The organism is Sphingobium sp. DEHP117 (assembly GCF_030867385.1).
Lineage (GTDB): Bacteria > Pseudomonadota > Alphaproteobacteria > Sphingomonadales > Sphingomonadaceae > Sphingobium.
Genome location: NZ_JAPFBJ010000001.1, coordinates 929,576 through 945,806, shown reverse-complemented (window position 1 = coordinate 945,806; position 16,231 = coordinate 929,576). Strand labels below are relative to the sequence as shown.

The following is a 16,231-nucleotide window of genomic DNA, read 5'->3' as shown; positions in this document are numbered from 1 at the left end:
GGCGGATGGCACTCAGCCAGTGTTCATGATCTGGGCGATACAAGCCCTGCCTGTAACGATTGCATGGAAGAGTAGTGTCGCAGATGATCACAAGAAAAACCGCCGCATTCCGGCGCGCTGCAAAGGCTTCTTCGTTTCGTTTCACACTGGCTGCAGCGTTTGCTGTTTTGGCCGGTGCGCCGGTTTCCGCGCAGAATGCGGGCGATTCGATCAAGATTCCGGAGGATGTGAGGATCTTCGAGGATCGCGATCCCAATCTCCACAAGCCTACTGCCGTGGTGAACGGCCAGATCATCACCAAGACCGATGTCGACCAGCGCATGGCCCTGATCGTGCTGGCGAATGGCGGCAAGCTCGCTGATGAGGAACTGGCGCGTCTGCGCCTGCAGGTGCTGCGCAACCTTATCGACGAGACGCTGCAGATTCAGGAAGCCGCAGCCAACGACATAACCGTCACCAAGCCCGAGCTGGAAGAGAGCTTTGCCCGCGTTGCGGCCAATTTCCGGCAGTCGCCCAAGGATTTCGCGAAATATCTGACCTCCAAGGGCAGTTCGGCCGCCAGCATCAGCCGCCAGATCGAGGCCGAAAGCGCCTGGCAGCGCCTGCTTCGCCGCAAGGTTCAGCCGTTCGTCAATGTAAGCCAGGAAGAAGTGAAGGCGGTCATCGACAAACTCAATGCCTCCAAGGGCGCGGACGAGTATCGGGTCGGCGAGATCTATCTTTCGGCCACGCCGGAGAATGCGGACCAGATGTTCGCCAATGGCCGCAACATCATCGACCAGATCCGCCAGGGTGGATCCTTCGCCGCCTATGCGCGCCAGTTTTCAGAGGCCTCTACCGCGGCTGTCGGCGGCGATCTTGGCTGGGTGCGCGCCGGCCAGCTGCCCGATGCTCTGGCGAAGGCGGTTACGGAAATAAGCGTCGGCCAGATCGCCGGGCCGATCGCCATTCCCGGCGGCTATTCCATCCTGTATCTGAGCGACAAGCGCAAGGTGCTGACCGCCGACCCGCGTGACGCGATCCTGAGCCTCAAGCAGATTTCGATCGCCTTCCCCAAAGGTATGACCGAGGCCAAGGCCAATGTTATCGTCAAAAGCTTTGGCGAGCAGATGAAGGGCCTGCAGGGCTGTGGCAGCGTGGCAGACATAGCCGCGAAGCTGGGCGCCGAGGTGATCGACAACGACAATGTGAAGATCCGCGATCTGCCTGCGCCGTTGCAGCCGCTGATGCTCGACCTGCAGGTGGGCCAGGCGACCCCGCCTTTCGGATCTGCCGATAGCGGCGTGCGCGCGCTGGTGCTGTGTGGGCGCGACGATCCGCAGGATGCCAACGCGCCCTCCTTTGACCAGATCATGGCCCAGATCGAGGATGAGCGCGTCAACAAGCGCGCGCGCATCTATCTGCGTGATTTGCGACGGGACGCGATAATCGACTATAACTGAGTCATGGCGCTAACACCCAGCTCTGACATCCTTCCCCCGCTGGCGGCGACGCTCGGTGATCCGGCGGGCATCGGGCCGGAGATTATCGGCAAGGCATGGGCCGTGCGCGAGGCGCAGGGGCTGAGTCCGTTTTTCGCGATCGGCAACAGCCGGGCGATCAGCACGGTATGGAGGGGACCGATAGCGCGGATTGGCGCGCCGGACGAGGCAGCAGCCGTGTTCGGTTCGGCATTGCCCTGCCTGGAAATGGAATGCGCGGGGGACATCGTCCCCGGCAGGCCGGAAACGGACGGCGCGCGCTGTGCGCTCCATGCGCTGGAAATGGGTATCGGTCTCGTCAAATCGGGCGCGGCGAGCGCGCTCGTAACCGGCCCTGTAGGCAAGACCCAGCTTTATGGCATAGGTTTCACCCATCCCGGGCAGACGGAATTCATTGCCGAGCGGTGCGGCATATCGCGCGAGAATGCTGTGATGATGCTCGCCGGGCCGTCGCTGCGGGTCATTCCGGTCACGGTGCACCTGCCCTTGCGCGATGTGCCGGATGCGCTGTCGATTGACCTGATCCGCGCCCGCGCACTCGTCACCGCCCGGGGCCTGTGCCGCAACTTCGGCATCGAAAAGCCGCGCCTTGTGGTGGCCGGGCTTAACCCCCATGCGGGCGAGAGCGGCAATCTGGGGCGGGAAGAGATCGACATCATCCTTCCCGCCATCGAGTCGCTGCGCGCCGAAGGACTGGACATCAGCGGCCCTTATGCGCCCGACGCGCTGTTTCACGAGAGCATGCGCGAAACCTATGACGCGGCGCTCTGCATGTATCATGATCAGGCGCTGATCCCGCTGAAGACCCTGCACTTCGACGAGGGCGTGAACATGACCCTGGGGCTGCCGATCGTGCGGACCTCACCCGATCATGGCACGGCGTTCGGCATCGCCGGGCGGAACATCGCCAGCCCCGGCGCGATGATCGCCGCGATCCGCATGGCTGAGAAAGCCGCGCGAGCCAGACTGACGCTCAACGAAAGCGCCTGTGGCTGACCTGCCGCCGCTGCGCGATGTGATTGCCCGGCATGGCCTGCGCGCGAGCAAGGCGCTGGGGCAGAATTTCCTGCTGGACGAGCAGTTGCTTGGCCGGATCGCCACGATACCGGGCGACCTGGCAGGGGCAAGCGTGTTCGAGGTCGGCCCCGGCCCCGGCGGCCTTACCCGCGCGGCGCTTAAGGCGGGAGCACGCGTGACGGCGGTAGAGATGGACCGGCGCTGCATTCCCGCGCTTGAGGAGCTGGGATCGGCATTCCCGGGGCAGCTGACGATCATCGAGGGCGACGCCATGAAGGTGGACGCCCGCCTGGCTGCCGGGGACGGCGCACATATCCTCGCCAACCTGCCCTATAATGTCGGCACGCATCTGCTCGTTGGCTGGCTCTCCGCCGAATGGAAGCCGTGGTGGGCTTCGCTGACCTTGATGTTTCAGCAGGAGGTGGCGGAGCGGATCGTAGCGCCAGTGGGGAGCGACGCCTATGGCCGCCTTGCCGTGCTGAGCCAGTGGCGCAGCCACGCGAAGATCGCGATGAAGGTGCACCGCAGCGCCTTTACTCCGCCGCCCAAGGTGATGTCGGCCGTGGTGCACATCACGCCGGGGGATGCTCCCGAGGGGGTGCGGCTGGCTACGCTGGAGCGGATCACCGCCGCCGCGTTCGGCCAGCGACGCAAGATGCTGAGGCAGAGTTTGAAAGCGGTGCCGGGTGCGCTCGACGCGCTGGAGGACCTCGGCATAGACCCGCAGCGCCGGGCGGAAACGCTCAGCGTGGCCGACTATGTCGCGATTGCGCGCTTACTGGGCTGAAGGCGCAGGGACCGCAGGCGGTGCGGCGGGCGTCGTCGGCAAGCCTGTCACGGCGGCGAGATCCTTCGCCTTCTGCGCGCTGTGAACTATCGCCTGTTTTTCGATCAGGGCGCTCAGGTCCGTGATCTGCGGGCAGCTGCCCCGGCACAGCGTCTGCATGCGCGAGAGGTTTTCCCTGGCGTTGGCAATCGCGCCGCGCTCCGCCAGCGCCCGTACGGTGCCATCGAGCGCGGCCATGTCGGTCGGCTCAAGGCTGAGCGCCGCATTGTAGAAACGCACGGCCTTGCCCTGAAGCCCCTGCCCGCGCGCGACATCACCCAATGCCACGAACACCGCGCGGTTGCGCGGATCGGCTGCGAGCGCGCTCTCATAAGCATCGTTGGCGGCTTCGAGATTGCCTGATGCGCGCGCCGCATCGCCCTGAGCCTGCCACATCAGCGAGACGGGATCGATCTGGTTGTCCGGCCTCTTGGTCACGCCGACGCTAGAAACGACGAGGGCGAGGCTGGCGAGCGCAACGGTTGGCGGAGTGAAACGCATGATCGTCTCCCAAAGGCCGCGCGGCCTGGCCTTGAGTCGGGGTATGTCGGAAGTGTTGCCCGGACTTCGCCTCATATCCTCACCAGCGCGGCGATGAAGAATCCATCCGTGCCATCATGCGCGGGCGTTAGCAAGCGGCCTTCACCATATTTGCGGCCGTATTCGATGCCGGGGTCGAGCGCGCGCCAGCCCGAATGGCGGGCAAGAAAGGCATCGACCTGCCCCGTACCCTCCGCAGAAGTGAGCGCGCAGACGGCGTAAACGAGCCGCCCGCCGGGGCGGACGAGCGGCACGGCAAGATCGAGGATGCGGGATTGCTCGTTGACGAGGCGGCCCAGGCGATCCTCGGTGAGCCGCCAGCGCGCCTCGGGATTGCGCCGCCAGGTGCCCGTGCCGGAACAGGGCGCATCGACGAGCACGACATCGGCGCTCTGCTCATGAGGAGCAAGCGCGGCGGCTTCCCTGCCCGCATCAAGCAGCAGCGTCTCGATAAACCCCGCCCCAGCCCGCGCCGCGCGATCAGGCAGGCGGGAAAGGCGATCACGGTTCACGTCCGCCGCGATCAGCCTGCCCTGCCCGGCCATATCGGCGGCGAGGGCCAACGTCTTGCCGCCCGCCCCAGCGCACAGGTCTATCACGGTCATGCCGGGGGCTGCGGCGCAGGCTTGCACGATGATCTGGCTGCCCGCGTCCTGTATCTCGATCAGGCCATCGGTGTAGGCGGGCGATTGCTCGACATTGGTGTTGTCATGCAGGCGAAGCGCATTGGGGAGGCCCGCTATCGGTTCGGCATCGGGCAAGAGGCCGCGCAGCTGCTCCGGATGGGCCTTCAGCGTGTTGACGCGCAGATCGAGCGGCGCGCGCTCCAGCAAGGCGGCCTGCTCGGCGGCATCCTGAACGGGATCCGCAAGAGGTAGCAGCAGCCATGACGGCACTGCGCCTGAGGATGCGCGCTCTTCGTCAGCGCTGATCGGCGCAGGCGCGTGGGCAGAGCCGTCAAACAGAGCGGCGAGGTCAGGCTGATGTTCGGCGAGCGTGAGCGCGGCTGCCCGACCGGTGGCGGGCACCTCGGCACACAGGCGGATGGTTGCATAGACGAGATCGCGCACCGCGCGCCGGTCTTTCGACCCGGCATAGCGGCGCTCCTTGAAATAGCGGGCGATCAGCGTGTCTGCCGCCGCCCCGCCCACGCGCGCGGCGACGATGATGGCATCCAACAGCTCTATAGCCGCCTGGACGCGCGCCTGGGGCGTCATTTGTTCAGATCAGCGCGTTGGATAATTGGGCGCTTCCCGCGTGATGGTCACGTCGTGGACATGGCTTTCGTTCAGCCCCGCGTTGGTGATCTGCACGAAGCGGGCGCGGCTTTGCAGATCGGGGATCGTGCGGCTGCCGGTATAGCCCATGGCCGCCTTCACGCCGCCGACGAGCTGGTGGATCACGTCACGCGCTGGCCCCTTGAACGGCACCTGCCCTTCGATCCCTTCCGGAACCAGCTTCATCTGATCCTTGATGTCCTGCTGGAAATAGCGGTCTGCGCTGCCCCGCGCCATCGCGCCGACACTTCCCATTCCACGGTAACTTTTATACGCACGACCTTGATAAAGGAAGGTTTCTCCCGGTGCCTCTTCGGTCCCCGCGAGCAGCGAGCCGATCATCACCGCGCCTGCGCCCGCCGCCAGCGCCTTGGCGACATCACCCGAGGTTCTCAGGCCGCCGTCCGCGATCACCGGCACGCCGGACTTGGCGGCTTCCTCGGCGGCGTCCATCACGGCGGTGAGCTGAGGCACACCGACGCCCGCGACCACGCGCGTGGTGCAGATCGACCCCGGCCCGATGCCAACCTTGACACAGTCCGCGCCGGCATCAATGAGGGCGCGGGCGGCCTCGGCCGTGGCGACATTGCCCGCGACGACCTGAACATGATTGGATAGCTTCTTGACGGCGGAAACAGCGGCGGACACCATCTTGCTGTGGCCATGCGCCGTGTCGATGACGATCAGATCGCACTCGGCATCGATCAGCGCTTCGGTCCGCTCCAGCCCCTTGTCACCCACGGTCGTCGCCGCCGCCACGCGCAACCGCCCGGCGGCGTCCTTCGTCGCTTGCGGGTAGGTGACCGCCTTCTCGATGTCCTTGACGGTGATGAGGCCAACGCAGCGATAGGCGTCGTCCACCACCAGCAGCTTCTCGATCCGCCGCTGGTGCAGCAGCCGCCGCGCTTCCTCCTGATTCACGCCGGCGCGCACGGTGGCGAGATTGTCCCGCGTCATCAGCTCGGCAACGGGCTGCATCGGGTTTTCGGCAAAGCGCACGTCCCGGTGGGTGAGGATGCCGACGAGTTTCCCACTTTCCTCGACGACGGGAATGCCGCTGATCCGGTGACGCGCCATCAGCTCCTGCGCGGTGGCGAGCGTGGCATCCGGCGTGATCGTGATGGGGTTCACCACCATGCCGCTCTCGAACCGCTTGACCGCGCGTACTGCCGCCGCCTGTTCCTCCACCGAGAGGTTGCGATGGAGCACGCCTATGCCGCCCAGCTGCGCCATCACGATCGCCATGTCCGCCTCGGTCACCGTATCCATCGCGGAGGAGAGGATCGGGATGTTGAGGCGGATAGCCTTGGTCACATTGGTGCCGGTGTCCGCCTGGCTCGGCAGCACATCCGACTCGCCCGGCTGAAGCAGCACGTCATCGAAGGTGAGGCCGAGGCGAATATCCATGGAAATGCCACTTTCTGGTCTGGGTCGGTTGTGTGGCCGCCCATGTAACCATTTCGGCAAGAGAGGGCTAGTAGTGCGACGAAAAGAAAATTCAGGCCTGGCCTGCGCGCTCCAGCAGGCTGCGCGCCTGGGCTACGTGCATATCCTCGATCATCGCGCCCTGATGCCGCTCCGCCCCGCCCGTATGGGCGGCGATGAGCGCGCGGGCATCCGCCAGTTCGCGCTCAGACGGGCCGAAGATCGTGTTGGCAGGCTCGATCTGGTTGGGGTGGATCAGCGTCTTGCCATCGAACCCCAGCGCCCTGCCTTCGTGGCATTCCGCAGTGAAGCCGGGCGCGTCATCGAGCTTGTTGTACACGCCATCGAACACAGCCTTGTCGCTAAGGCGCGCGGCGAGGATGACGGACTGGAGGCCGAGCATCAGGCCGGAGCGGTCTGCATCGAGCGGTATCCGCAGGTCATGGCGCAGGTCGTTGTTACCCATGAACAGCGCGGCGACGCCCACCTCGGCGGCGATGGCCTGCGCTTCAACGACCCCGCGCGGAGACTCGATCATGGCGATCACGGGACGCCCGGTTGCGCGATGGACCTGCGCTGCCTGGGCAGCCGCCTCCACCTTGGGCAACACAACGAAACCGGGGGTCAGGCCAGCCAGCGCGGCAATGTCTGCGCTGTGATGCGGGCTATCTACCGCGTTGACGCGCACGGCGACCAGCCTGCCGCCAAACCCTTGCCCCAGCGCCGGGGCGAGCGCGGCGCGGGCCGCGGGCTTATTCTCCTCGGCAACCGCATCCTCAAGATCCAGGATCACCATGTCGCATGGCAGGCCACGCGCCTTGTCGATGGCGCGGACATTCGAGGCGGGCAGGAACAACAGAGAGCGGGCGTGATGAAGGTGCATCGGAACGGCCTTACTTGCTGACGTGAATTAACTTCCCCCCTTCCCCATTTACCGGCATAGTGAAAGTAGTTTTTTGAACGTGGGGAGAATGCCAGTGGGCCCGACAGTAGCATTGATGCTGGTTTTCCTGGTGCTGATATACCTGGCTTCCAGCGTGAAAATCGTTCGCCAGGGGTATGAATATACCATCGAACGCTTCGGACGTTTCACCGAAGTCGCCAAGCCCGGTTTCAACTTTTATCCCGCGTTCTTCTATAGCGTCGGTCGCAAGATCAACATGATGGAGCAGGTGGTCGATATTCCGGGCCAGGAAATCATCACCAAGGACAATGCGATGGTCGCCGTGGACGGCGTCGTGTTCTTTCAGGTGCTGGACGCCGCCAAGGCCGCCTATGAGGTGAGCGAGCTTTATGTCGCCATCATGCAGCTTGCCACCACCAACCTGCGCACGGTCATGGGGTCGATGGACCTCGACGAGACACTGTCCAAGCGCGACGAGATCAACGCGCGGCTGCTCGCGGTTGTCGACCATGCGACCGAAGCCTGGGGCGTGAAGATCACACGCGTCGAGCTGAAGGATATCCGCCCGCCCGCCGACATCGTCAATGCGATGACCCGGCAGATGAAGGCGGAACGCGAGAAGCGCGCCTCGATTCTGGAATCCGAAGGCCAGCGCCAGAACGAGATCAACATCGCCGAAGGCCGGAAGCAGGCGCAGATCCTCGAAGCCGAAGGCCGGCGCGAGGCGGCTTTCCGTGATGCCGAGGCGCGCGAGCGCGAGGCCGAGGCGGAAGCCAAGGCGACGCAGATGGTGTCTGACGCGATCGCGGGCGGCAACGCGCAGGCGATCAACTATTTCATCGCGCAGAAATATGTCGAGGCGATAAGTGGTTTCGCGACATCGCCCAATGCCAAGACCATCCTGTTTCCGGTGGAGGCGACGCAGCTTATCGGCACGCTCGGCGGCATCGGCGAGCTGGCGAAAGAGGCGCTCGCCGGGTCTACGACGGCTGGAGACGGCAGACCGGCCGCACCGAAATCATCCGTGCCGCCCACCCGCCGTGGCCCGTTCGAAGGGCAATAGACGATGGACGGGCTGATCGATCAACTGGTGCACAACCCCTGGTGGTGGCTGGCACTGGCGGTATTGCTGGCGATCGCCGAGATCATCACACCGGGCGTGTTCCTGATCTTTGTGGCGGGAGCAGCGGCGATCACCGGCGTTTTGGCGATGATCGTGACGATCCCCCCGGCGGTGCAGTTCGTTATCTTTGCAGGCCTGAGCCTCGCGTGCGTAGCGCTGGGTCGCCGCTGGTATGCCGGACATGCGGACGAGACGCAGGACCCGCTGCTCAATGACCGCGCGGCGCGGCTGATCGGCCGAACGGTGACGGTGGTGGAGCCGATCGTCAACGGCGAGGGCCGGGTGCGCGTGGATGACGGGACATGGAGCGCGGCTGGGCCGGATGCGGTCGTGGGTACGCGGCTGACCATCGTCGCGGTGAATGGCCCGCGATTGACTGTCGATTGGCCTACAGCCTGATCTTGTATATGATCGGTCGCATGACGATCCAGATTTTCACTACCGGCGGAACCATCGACAAAGCCTATTTCGATGCGCTGAGCGAATATCAGTTCACGCAAACCATCGTGCCCAAGCTACTCGAGGTTGGCAGGGTCACGCTGGCCCACAAAGTCGAAACCCTGTTTCAAAAGGACAGCCTAGAGCTGACCGACAACGATCGGGCGCGGATAAGGGCGGCAGTGACGGCGTCGGACAGCAGAGGCATCGTCATCACCCATGGCACCGACACGATGACAGAAACGGCAGCGGCGTTGCGGGGAATAGAGGGCAAGACCATCGTGCTGGTCGGCGCGCTGAGCCCTGCCCGCTTCGCCGAGAGCGATGCACCGTTCAATCTCGGCATGGCGCTGGCCACTGCGCAGATTGCGCCGTCGGGCGTCTATATCACCATGAACGGGACCGTATTCGACGCCTTCGCGGTGACGAAGGACCGCGCGAACGGCAGATTCGTTTCTTTGGAGCCGTCGGCTTAAATTCAGTCTTTACCGAAGAAGCCCTTGGCAGCATCGGCCAGGCCGCCAAGCCCGCCAGCTTCACCGCCCAGCATGCCGCTTACCTTTCCGAGCAGATCTTCCGCGCCGCCGCCGCCAAGGCCGCCCAGCATCTCCTGAATCTTGTCGACAGGCAGACCATGCTGCTCTGCCGCCTGCATCAGTGCGGCCATGGTATCACCCCCGCCACTGAGATTGGCGCTGAGCGACTGTGCGACCGACTGAATCTGGTCTGCCGGCAGCCCGAGCTTGCCTGCAAGGTCGTCAATGTTCAGGTTTTCCAGCAGCTTGTCGAACATGGCTTACCCCTTTCCCGTCTGAAGGGATCGCATATAGCACAATGTCGTGGCGCAGGCGATGGAAGCAGGCGCCATAGCAAAAGGGCGCGAAAGCCAGTGCCTTCGCGCCCCTTCGCGTTGATAGATAAGCGCTTATTCGGCGGCGATCGCCATGCCCGGCGCGGCTTCGCGCACGGAGGCATCGACATGATCGGCGAACTGCGCAAAATTGTCGACGAACTGCTGCACAAGCTTGGCAGCGGTTTCGTCATAGGCTTCCTTATCGGTCCAGGTCGCGCGCGGATCGAGAATCTGGGTATCGACACCGGCCACCGCAACCGGCACCTCGAACCCGAAATTGGGATCGACGCGGAACTCGACGGCATTGAGGCTGCCATCGAGCGCCGCATTGAGCAGCGCGCGCGTGACCTTGATCGGCATGCGCTTGATGCCGGGATCGGTTGCTCGGCCACCCGACCAGCCGGTATTGACCAGCCAGCACTGCGCGCCGCCGTCCGCAATCCGCTTTTTCAGCAGGTTGCCATAGACGCTGGGGTGGCGCGGCATGAAGGCGGCGCCGAAGCAGGTGCTGAACGTCGCCTGCGGCTCGGTCACGCCGATTTCGGTGCCCGCAACCTTGGCGGTGTAGCCCGAAAGGAAGTGATACATCGCCTGATCGGGCGTCAGCCGCGCGATCGGGGGGAGGACGCCAAAGGCGTCCGCCGTCAGGAAGATGATGTTGGACGGCGGCGGGCCGAGGTTCTTCTCGCTGGTGTTGGGGATGAACTCGATCGGGTAGGCGCCACGGGTGTTCTCGGTCTTGCTCGCGTCGGTGAAATCAAGCTCGCGGGTGTCCGCGTCCATCGCGACGTTCTCGAGGATCGTGCCGAACATCTTGGTGGTGGCGTAGATTTCCGGCTCGCCCTCGGCCGAGAGGTTGATCATCTTCGCATAGCAACCGCCCTCGAAGTTGAACACGGCCTGGTCCGACCATCCATGCTCGTCATCGCCGATCAGCGTGCGGCTGGCGTCTGCCGAGAGAGTGGTCTTGCCGGTGCCTGACAGGCCGAAGAAGATAGCGCTCTTGCCGTCCGCGCCGATGTTGGCGGAGCAGTGCATCGGCATCACGCCCTGCGCCGGGAGCAGGTAGTTCAGCAGGCCGAACACGCCTTTCTTCATCTCGCCGGAATATTCGGTGTTGCCGATGAGAATCAGCTTTTCGCTGAAGTTCACCGCGATCACCGTGTCGCTGCGACAGCCGTGACGGGCCGGATCGGCCTTGAAGCTTGGCAGGTTGATGATGGTGTATTCGGGCGCGAAGGCGGCGAGTTCGCTGGCGGTGGGGCGCACCAGCAGTGTGCGGATGAACAGGCTGTGCCAGGCCATCTGCGTGATGACGCGCACGTTGACGCGATACTCAGGCTGGCTGCCGCCAAACAGGTCGGCGACGAAAAGCTCGTTCTGATCCTTCAGCCTGGCCATGAAATCGGCCTTGAGGTTCGCCCAGTGCTCGCCGGACATCGGCTGGTTGATGGCGCCCCAGTTGATCGTGTTTTCGGTGGCGGCATCGCGCACCACATATTTGTCCTTGACGCTGCGGCCGGTGAACTTGCCGGTATCAACCAAGAGTGCGCCATCCTTGGTCAGCTGGCCCTCGCCGCGCTTGACCGCTTGCTCGACGAGCGGACTGGTGCCCAGATTCCAGTGGATGGTTGCGGATGTTTCAAAACCCTGATCAGCCAGGGAAGTTGAGGAATACGCCTGCACGCGCTTCTCCCTATGAGGTTATGTCACAGCTCCCGAAATGGAGCATGCTATGCCGTCGGCCAGCGCCACATCATCCACGCGACGTCGATCGCGCTCGGCACGGTTCTGCATATCCGACTCTTGGGCGCATAGTCCGTAGCGGCGCCTACGTCAACGAAACTGGTGGTTAATAGGGCTTGTGAGGGAGTCTGCAGGCGAACGGAAAGGGTCTGGCGTGCCTTTTGGCAGGCCAGGCGTTGCCGCTGCGCGCGCATTGCGATAATCGTGCCGCGCATGACCGATGCCGCCGCCCCCACCGTCGCCCTGATCGACGATGACCGCAACATCATCGCCTCGCTGGCGATAGCATTGCAGGGCGAGGGCTTCGTCACACGGCTTTATACGGATCCCGAGGCGGCGCTGAAGGCGCTGGCGGAGAACCCGGCCGATATTGCGGTGTGCGACATCAAGATGCCCCGACTCGACGGTCTGGAGCTGCTCCGCCGCCTGCGCGAAAAGAGCGCGATGCCGTTCATCTTCCTCACCTCCAAGACGGATGAGCTTGACGAGGCGCTGGGCCTTGCCATGGGCGCGGACGACTATATCGCCAAGCCATTCTCGCAGCGGCTGCTGATCGCGCGGATCAGGGCGATATTGCGCCGGACAGAGATGGCCAGAGCGGCCGTCAGTGAATATGGCGAGGCACAGACCCCCGCCGAGCCTATGCTGCGCGGGCGCCTCGCCATGGACCCGGACCGGCATCTCGTGACCTGGAGCGGGCAGCCGGTGACGCTGACGGTTACCGAGTTCATGATCCTTGAGGCGCTTGCCGCGCGGCCCGGCGTGGTGAAAACCCGCAACCAGCTGATGGATGTCGCCTATCAGGACGATGTCTATGTCGACGACCGCACGATCGACAGCCACATCAAGCGCCTGCGCCGCAAGTTCCGCGAGGTGGACCCCGAATTCAACGCCATCGACACGCTCTATGGTGCCGGATACCGTTTCTCGGATGGATAGGCGTCTTCCCTATCTCGCAGGCTCGTGGCGGGGCGGGTTCAGCCTGACATGGCGTATACTCGCGGTGAACGTCATTGCGCTCGCCCTGCTGGCGGGCGGGTTTTTCTATATCGACAGCTATCGCGCCCGTGTGATCGACGAGCGACTTGTGCAATCGACGCGGCGCATGGAGATGATACGCGATGCCGCGGGCTATGTGAGCCCGTCATCATTGAACGAGATGCTGCGGGCATTTTCCCTGAGCAACGGCGAGCGGGTTCGGCTCTATGCGCCGGATGGTCGATTGAAGTTCGACAGCGCCGCCGCAGGGGGCGCGGGGTATACGTTTGTCGACCCGCAGGAGGAGCCGCTCAAGCGCCATGTAGCGCGATTTCTCGATGAGATGGTCGATGGTGTGGTGGGCGCTGACCCCCTTCCCCCCTTCAGCGAACCGCGTGTCGACGTGGCGACAGGCTGGCCCGAACTGATTGCGGCGGCGAACGCGGGGCGGGCGATCTCTACTGCCCGCTTCGCGCCGGACCGCACGCCGATGATCACAGCAGCGATCCGCCTCAAGAACGGCGATTCCCTGCTCGCCATTACCAACGCGCGCGACATCACCCGCGCGGTGCGGGCGGAACGCATGCGCCTGACGCTGGTGCTCACCATGGCGCTGCTCAGCTCGATCTGGCTATCCCTGTTTCTGGCGCGGACTATCGTGCTGCCGCTGCGTCGGCTGGCGCGGGCGACGGCGCGTGTGCGGCTGGGGCGCGCGCGCCAGGTGGCGGTGCCGCGTCTGCCCTCGCGGCGAGACGAGATCGGCGCGCTCGCCCGCGCGGTAGCGGACATGACGGAAGCGTTGCGCCATCGCATTGACGCGACCGACAGCTTTGCCGCCGATGTCAGCCATGAGCTGAAGAACCCCATCGCCTCGCTGCGGTCCGCGCTCGATGGTTTGCAGACAGTCCGAAAGCCGGAGTTGCAGGCGCAGCTGCTCGCCATCGCGCAGGACGATGTGCAGCGGCTCGACCGGCTGGTGACGGACATTGCCGAGGCTTCGCGCATCGATGCGCAGCTTTCGCACACCCGCTTCGAGCCGGTCGATCTGGGCCAGCTGATCGAGCAGATGCTGCTTGCGCGCGAGGCACGGGGAATAGAGCGCGGCGTCCGCCTTGCCTTCGCCCGGCCCCGGCGTGATGTCGCGGTGGTGATGGGCGAGGAAGCACGACTTGTGCTGGTGATCGACAATCTGCTCGACAACGCCATCTCCTTTTCCCCGCCCGGCGGGCTGGTGCAGGTGACGGCGACGGTGATGAACGACGAGGTGCTGCTCAGCGTCGAGGATGAAGGCCCGGGCGTGCCGGAGTCCGAGCGCGAAACGGTGTTCCGCCGGTTTCACAGCGTGCGGCCCGAGAACGAGGGCTTCGGCAAGCATAGCGGCCTGGGCCTCGCCATCGCGCGCAGCATTGTCGAGGGGCATCAGGGCCGCATCGTCATCGCCGACCGCGATGACGCGGCGCAGGGCGCGCGGTTCGATGTCTATCTCCCGCTGGCACATCTCAATGATCCGGGTATTGCCTCGGAATGAGCGCAGAGGCCGATCCGAATTTTTCGGGCTCGGTGCATGGCACCTCTGTCGTGATCGACGGCCGCGCCGTGCTCATCCGGGGCACGAGCGGGGCGGGAAAATCGGACCTGGCGTTGCGAGTGATCGACCGGGGGGCGGTGTTGCTGGCCGATGATTATACCCATCTGGCCCGGGAACAGGATACCGTGATCGGCAGCGCGCCAGAGCGGACAGCCGGGCTGATGGAGGTGCGCGGGCTGGGGCTGGTGTCGATGCCGCATGTGGCGCGCGCGCGGGTAGCGCTGGTCGTGCAGGCGGACAAAACCGCGCCGGAACGCTACCCCGACCCCCTTCCCACCTGCACATATTGCGGGCTGGCTGTGCCGATGCTTACGCTGAACCCCTTCGAGGCCAGTGCGCCGCTCAAGATTGAACTGGCGTTGCGGCATATTAGCCGCCAGACTGTCGGGTGGGAGCCGATGCGATGACCGAAGGCCGTGACAAGTCGATAATGCTGGTGTCCGGCATGTCTGGTGCCGGCAAATCGACGGCGCTCAGGACGCTGGAGGATCTGGGTTGGGAAGTGGTGGACAACCTGCCCCTCATGTTGCTGGACCGCCTGATGGACGCGCCGCCTGCGGCGGACGTCAAACACCGCGGCCGCCCGCTCGCCATCGGTATCGACAGCCGCACCCGGGGCTTCAACGCCGCCGCGCTGGTGCAGCGGATCAAGGCCCTGCGCGATCATGAGAGCTGGGACATCGAAACGCTCTATCTCGATTGCTCCGGAGCGGAGCTGGAACGCCGCTATGCCGAGACGCGGCGGCGGCATCCGCTGACCGAGGACCGACCGGCGGCGGACGGGATCGCGCGTGAACGCGAATTGACCGAGCCGCTGCGCCGCTGGGCGACCCAGGTGATCGACACCACGGCGATGTTCGTCAACGATCTGCAGCAGGAGATCCGCACCCGCTATAGCCGCGATCCCAATGAACGCACGGTGCTGACCATCGTCTCCTTCGGCTTTTCGCGCGGGGTGCCGCGCAACGCCGACCTGATGTTCGACATGCGCTTCCTGCGCAATCCGCACTGGGACCCGATACTGCGCCCGCTCACGGGCCAGTCGGAGGAGGTAGCGGCCTATATCGAGCAGGATCCCGCCTATGAGGATGCGGTGTCTCAGATCGAGAAGCTGCTCGGCACGCTGGTGCCCCGTTATCAGGAGCAGGGAAAATCCTATGTTACGGTGGCGTTCGGCTGCACCGGGGGGCGTCACAGATCGGTACATGTCGCCGAGCGCGTCGGCAGATACTTGCGCAATGCGGGATTTTCGCCCACGGTCCTGCACCGCAACATGGAATCGGCGCCGCACCATGCCACAGAACAGGCGGGCGGGGCCCAAGAACACGGTTTTCGGGGCGAACATTCAGCATGATTGGCTTGGTTCTGGTAACGCACGGCAAGCTGGCGAACGAGTTTCGCGTGGCCATGGAACATGTGGTTGGCCCTCAGCAGGCGATCGAGACGATCTGCATCGGCCCGGATGACGACATGGAAACACGGCGCGCGGACATCGCGGCGGCTGTTGAGAAGGTCAACAACGGCGCGGGCGTGATCCTGCTGACGGATCTGTTCGGGGGCACGCCTTCCAACCTCGCCATATCGTTACTCAAGGCGGGCGAGGTCGAGGTGATCGCCGGGGTCAACCTGCCCATGCTGATCCGCCTCGAGAGCGCGCGCAAATCGATGAAAGTGACGGCCGCCGTGGCCGCAGCACGCGAGGCGGGACAAAAATATATCAGCGTCGCCTCCGAACTCTTGGGGGGAAGCGGGAAATGAGTGATGCGGTGAGCCGCGAGGTGCAGATTACCAACCGGCGCGGGCTTCACGCGCGGGCAAGCGCCAAGTTCGTGACGATGGCGAGCGCCCTGCCCGCACAGATCACCGTTTCCAAGGATGGATCGAGCGTTACCGGCACGTCGATCATGGGGTTGATGATGCTGGGTGCCGCCATGGGCGACTCGATCACCATTTCCGCGAGTGGAGACGACAACCACCAGGCGCTGGAGCAGCTCGTCGCGCTGGTCGAGGGCAAGTTCGGCGAGGACTGAGCCGC

18 protein-coding genes are annotated in these 16,231 nt (G+C 64.5%); 12 read left to right on the top strand and 6 right to left on the bottom strand.

Going from position 1 to position 16,231, the window contains the following annotated elements:
* Window positions 1-83: 83 nt before the first annotated feature.
* From OOT33_RS04685 to rsmA, 3 genes are read left to right on the top strand one after another with little or no spacing between them, the layout of a single operon-like run.
* On the top strand, window positions 84-1,442 hold the full coding sequence (locus tag OOT33_RS04685; RefSeq protein WP_307748845.1) for a peptidylprolyl isomerase: 1,359 nt from the start codon (window positions 84-86) through the stop codon (window positions 1,440-1,442).
* 3 nt (window positions 1,443-1,445) lie between these two features.
* On the top strand, window positions 1,446-2,477 hold the full coding sequence (gene pdxA, locus OOT33_RS04680; RefSeq protein WP_307748844.1) for a 4-hydroxythreonine-4-phosphate dehydrogenase PdxA: 1,032 nt from the start codon (window positions 1,446-1,448) through the stop codon (window positions 2,475-2,477).
* Window positions 2,470-3,285 carry a 16S rRNA (adenine(1518)-N(6)/adenine(1519)-N(6))-dimethyltransferase RsmA gene (gene rsmA, locus OOT33_RS04675; protein ID WP_307748843.1) on the top strand — a complete coding sequence of 272 codons (816 nt, stop codon included), beginning with the start codon at window positions 2,470-2,472 and terminating at the stop codon, window positions 3,283-3,285. The genes pdxA and rsmA overlap by 8 nt, the downstream gene beginning before the upstream one ends.
* Here the strand turns inward: rsmA and OOT33_RS04670 are convergent.
* From OOT33_RS04670 to OOT33_RS04655, 4 genes are all read right to left on the bottom strand, one after another.
* Complete coding sequence (locus OOT33_RS04670) at window positions 3,274-3,825, bottom strand: hypothetical protein (protein WP_307748842.1); 552 nt, start codon at window positions 3,823-3,825, stop codon at window positions 3,274-3,276. The two genes, rsmA and OOT33_RS04670, sit on opposite strands and share 12 nt — an antisense overlap.
* 71 nt (window positions 3,826-3,896) lie before the next feature.
* On the bottom strand, window positions 3,897-5,081 hold the full coding sequence (locus OOT33_RS04665; protein ID WP_307748841.1) for an SAM-dependent methyltransferase: 1,185 nt from the start codon (window positions 5,079-5,081) through the stop codon (window positions 3,897-3,899).
* A gap of 9 nt (window positions 5,082-5,090) precedes the next feature.
* Window positions 5,091-6,548 (bottom strand): IMP dehydrogenase, encoded by a 1,458-nt coding sequence (gene guaB, locus OOT33_RS04660; RefSeq protein WP_307748840.1) that lies wholly within the window; start codon window positions 6,546-6,548, stop codon window positions 5,091-5,093.
* Window positions 6,549-6,639: 91 nt separating this feature from the next.
* Window positions 6,640-7,449, bottom strand: a complete 810-nt coding sequence (locus OOT33_RS04655) for an aldolase/citrate lyase family protein (RefSeq protein WP_307748839.1) — start codon at window positions 7,447-7,449, stop codon at window positions 6,640-6,642.
* Between the two features lie 88 nt (window positions 7,450-7,537).
* Between OOT33_RS04655 and OOT33_RS04650 the strand changes: the two genes are divergently transcribed.
* From OOT33_RS04650 to OOT33_RS04640, 3 genes are read left to right on the top strand one after another with little or no spacing between them, the layout of a single operon-like run.
* Entirely contained in the window at window positions 7,538-8,533 is a 996-nt protein-coding gene (locus OOT33_RS04650; RefSeq protein ID WP_373690495.1) for an SPFH domain-containing protein, read from the top strand.
* Between the two features lie 3 nt (window positions 8,534-8,536).
* Window positions 8,537-8,992 carry an NfeD family protein gene (locus OOT33_RS04645; protein WP_307748837.1) on the top strand — a complete coding sequence of 152 codons (456 nt, stop codon included), beginning with the start codon at window positions 8,537-8,539 and terminating at the stop codon, window positions 8,990-8,992.
* A gap of 20 nt (window positions 8,993-9,012) precedes the next feature.
* On the top strand, window positions 9,013-9,507 hold the full coding sequence (locus OOT33_RS04640; protein ID WP_307748836.1) for an asparaginase domain-containing protein: 495 nt from the start codon (window positions 9,013-9,015) through the stop codon (window positions 9,505-9,507).
* A gap of 2 nt (window positions 9,508-9,509) precedes the next feature.
* Here the strand turns inward: OOT33_RS04640 and OOT33_RS04635 are convergent, their stop codons facing one another.
* Together OOT33_RS04635 and OOT33_RS04630 are read right to left on the bottom strand one after the other, a co-directional pair.
* Window positions 9,510-9,824: a hypothetical protein gene (locus tag OOT33_RS04635; protein ID WP_307748835.1), complete on the bottom strand. Its 315-nt coding sequence runs from the start codon at window positions 9,822-9,824 to the stop codon at window positions 9,510-9,512.
* A gap of 132 nt (window positions 9,825-9,956) precedes the next feature.
* A complete protein-coding gene (locus tag OOT33_RS04630) occupies window positions 9,957-11,570 on the bottom strand; it encodes a phosphoenolpyruvate carboxykinase (protein ID WP_307748834.1) in 1,614 nt (537 codons plus the stop codon).
* Window positions 11,571-11,843: 273 nt separating this feature from the next.
* On the opposite strand from OOT33_RS04630, the gene OOT33_RS04625 reads away from it, so the two are divergent.
* Genes OOT33_RS04625 through OOT33_RS04600 form a run of 6 tightly spaced genes read left to right on the top strand, consistent with a single transcriptional unit; the run spans window position 11,844 to window position 16,226 of the window.
* Window positions 11,844-12,569, top strand: a complete 726-nt coding sequence (locus tag OOT33_RS04625) for a response regulator (RefSeq protein WP_307749300.1) — start codon at window positions 11,844-11,846, stop codon at window positions 12,567-12,569.
* Window positions 12,538-14,136, top strand: a complete 1,599-nt coding sequence (locus OOT33_RS04620) for an ATP-binding protein (protein ID WP_373690494.1) — start codon at window positions 12,538-12,540, stop codon at window positions 14,134-14,136. Before OOT33_RS04625 ends, OOT33_RS04620 begins: the two co-directional genes overlap by 32 nt.
* A complete protein-coding gene (locus tag OOT33_RS04615; RefSeq protein WP_307748832.1) occupies window positions 14,133-14,603 on the top strand; it encodes an HPr kinase/phosphatase C-terminal domain-containing protein in 471 nt (156 codons plus the stop codon). The genes OOT33_RS04620 and OOT33_RS04615 overlap by 4 nt, the downstream gene beginning before the upstream one ends.
* Window positions 14,600-15,550: an RNase adapter RapZ gene (rapZ, locus tag OOT33_RS04610; protein ID WP_307748831.1), complete on the top strand. Its 951-nt coding sequence runs from the start codon at window positions 14,600-14,602 to the stop codon at window positions 15,548-15,550. Before OOT33_RS04615 ends, rapZ begins: the two co-directional genes overlap by 4 nt.
* Window positions 15,547-15,954 (top strand): PTS sugar transporter subunit IIA, encoded by a 408-nt coding sequence (locus OOT33_RS04605; protein WP_307748830.1) that lies wholly within the window; start codon window positions 15,547-15,549, stop codon window positions 15,952-15,954. Before rapZ ends, OOT33_RS04605 begins: the two co-directional genes overlap by 4 nt.
* Complete coding sequence (locus OOT33_RS04600; RefSeq protein WP_307748829.1) at window positions 15,951-16,226, top strand: HPr family phosphocarrier protein; 276 nt, start codon at window positions 15,951-15,953, stop codon at window positions 16,224-16,226. The genes OOT33_RS04605 and OOT33_RS04600 overlap by 4 nt, the downstream gene beginning before the upstream one ends.
* Window positions 16,227-16,231 lie beyond the last annotated feature (5 nt).

What these genes read in the sequence shown, in the direction of transcription:
- OOT33_RS04685 (WP_307748845.1), top strand. Translation starts at nt 84, where the DNA reads ATGATCACAAGAAAAACCGCCGCATTCCGGCGCGCTGCAAAGGCTTCT.
- pdxA (WP_307748844.1), top strand. Translation starts at nt 1,446, where the DNA reads ATGGCGCTAACACCCAGCTCTGACATCCTTCCCCCGCTGGCGGCGACG.
- OOT33_RS04670 (WP_307748842.1), bottom strand. Translation starts at nt 3,825, where the DNA reads ATGCGTTTCACTCCGCCAACCGTTGCGCTCGCCAGCCTCGCCCTCGTC.
- OOT33_RS04665 (WP_307748841.1), bottom strand. Translation starts at nt 5,081, where the DNA reads ATGACGCCCCAGGCGCGCGTCCAGGCGGCTATAGAGCTGTTGGATGCC.
- guaB (WP_307748840.1), bottom strand. Translation starts at nt 6,548, where the DNA reads ATGGATATTCGCCTCGGCCTCACCTTCGATGACGTGCTGCTTCAGCCG.
- OOT33_RS04655 (WP_307748839.1), bottom strand. Translation starts at nt 7,449, where the DNA reads ATGCACCTTCATCACGCCCGCTCTCTGTTGTTCCTGCCCGCCTCGAAT.
- OOT33_RS04650 (WP_373690495.1), top strand. Translation starts at nt 7,538, where the DNA reads ATGCCAGTGGGCCCGACAGTAGCATTGATGCTGGTTTTCCTGGTGCTG.
- OOT33_RS04645 (WP_307748837.1), top strand. Translation starts at nt 8,537, where the DNA reads ATGGACGGGCTGATCGATCAACTGGTGCACAACCCCTGGTGGTGGCTG.
- OOT33_RS04640 (WP_307748836.1), top strand. Translation starts at nt 9,013, where the DNA reads ATGACGATCCAGATTTTCACTACCGGCGGAACCATCGACAAAGCCTAT.
- OOT33_RS04635 (WP_307748835.1), bottom strand. Translation starts at nt 9,824, where the DNA reads ATGTTCGACAAGCTGCTGGAAAACCTGAACATTGACGACCTTGCAGGC.
- OOT33_RS04625 (WP_307749300.1), top strand. Translation starts at nt 11,844, where the DNA reads ATGACCGATGCCGCCGCCCCCACCGTCGCCCTGATCGACGATGACCGC.
- OOT33_RS04620 (WP_373690494.1), top strand. Translation starts at nt 12,538, where the DNA reads ATGGTGCCGGATACCGTTTCTCGGATGGATAGGCGTCTTCCCTATCTC.
- OOT33_RS04615 (WP_307748832.1), top strand. Translation starts at nt 14,133, where the DNA reads ATGAGCGCAGAGGCCGATCCGAATTTTTCGGGCTCGGTGCATGGCACC.
- rapZ (WP_307748831.1), top strand. Translation starts at nt 14,600, where the DNA reads ATGACCGAAGGCCGTGACAAGTCGATAATGCTGGTGTCCGGCATGTCT.
- OOT33_RS04605 (WP_307748830.1), top strand. Translation starts at nt 15,547, where the DNA reads ATGATTGGCTTGGTTCTGGTAACGCACGGCAAGCTGGCGAACGAGTTT.
- OOT33_RS04600 (WP_307748829.1), top strand. Translation starts at nt 15,951, where the DNA reads ATGAGTGATGCGGTGAGCCGCGAGGTGCAGATTACCAACCGGCGCGGG.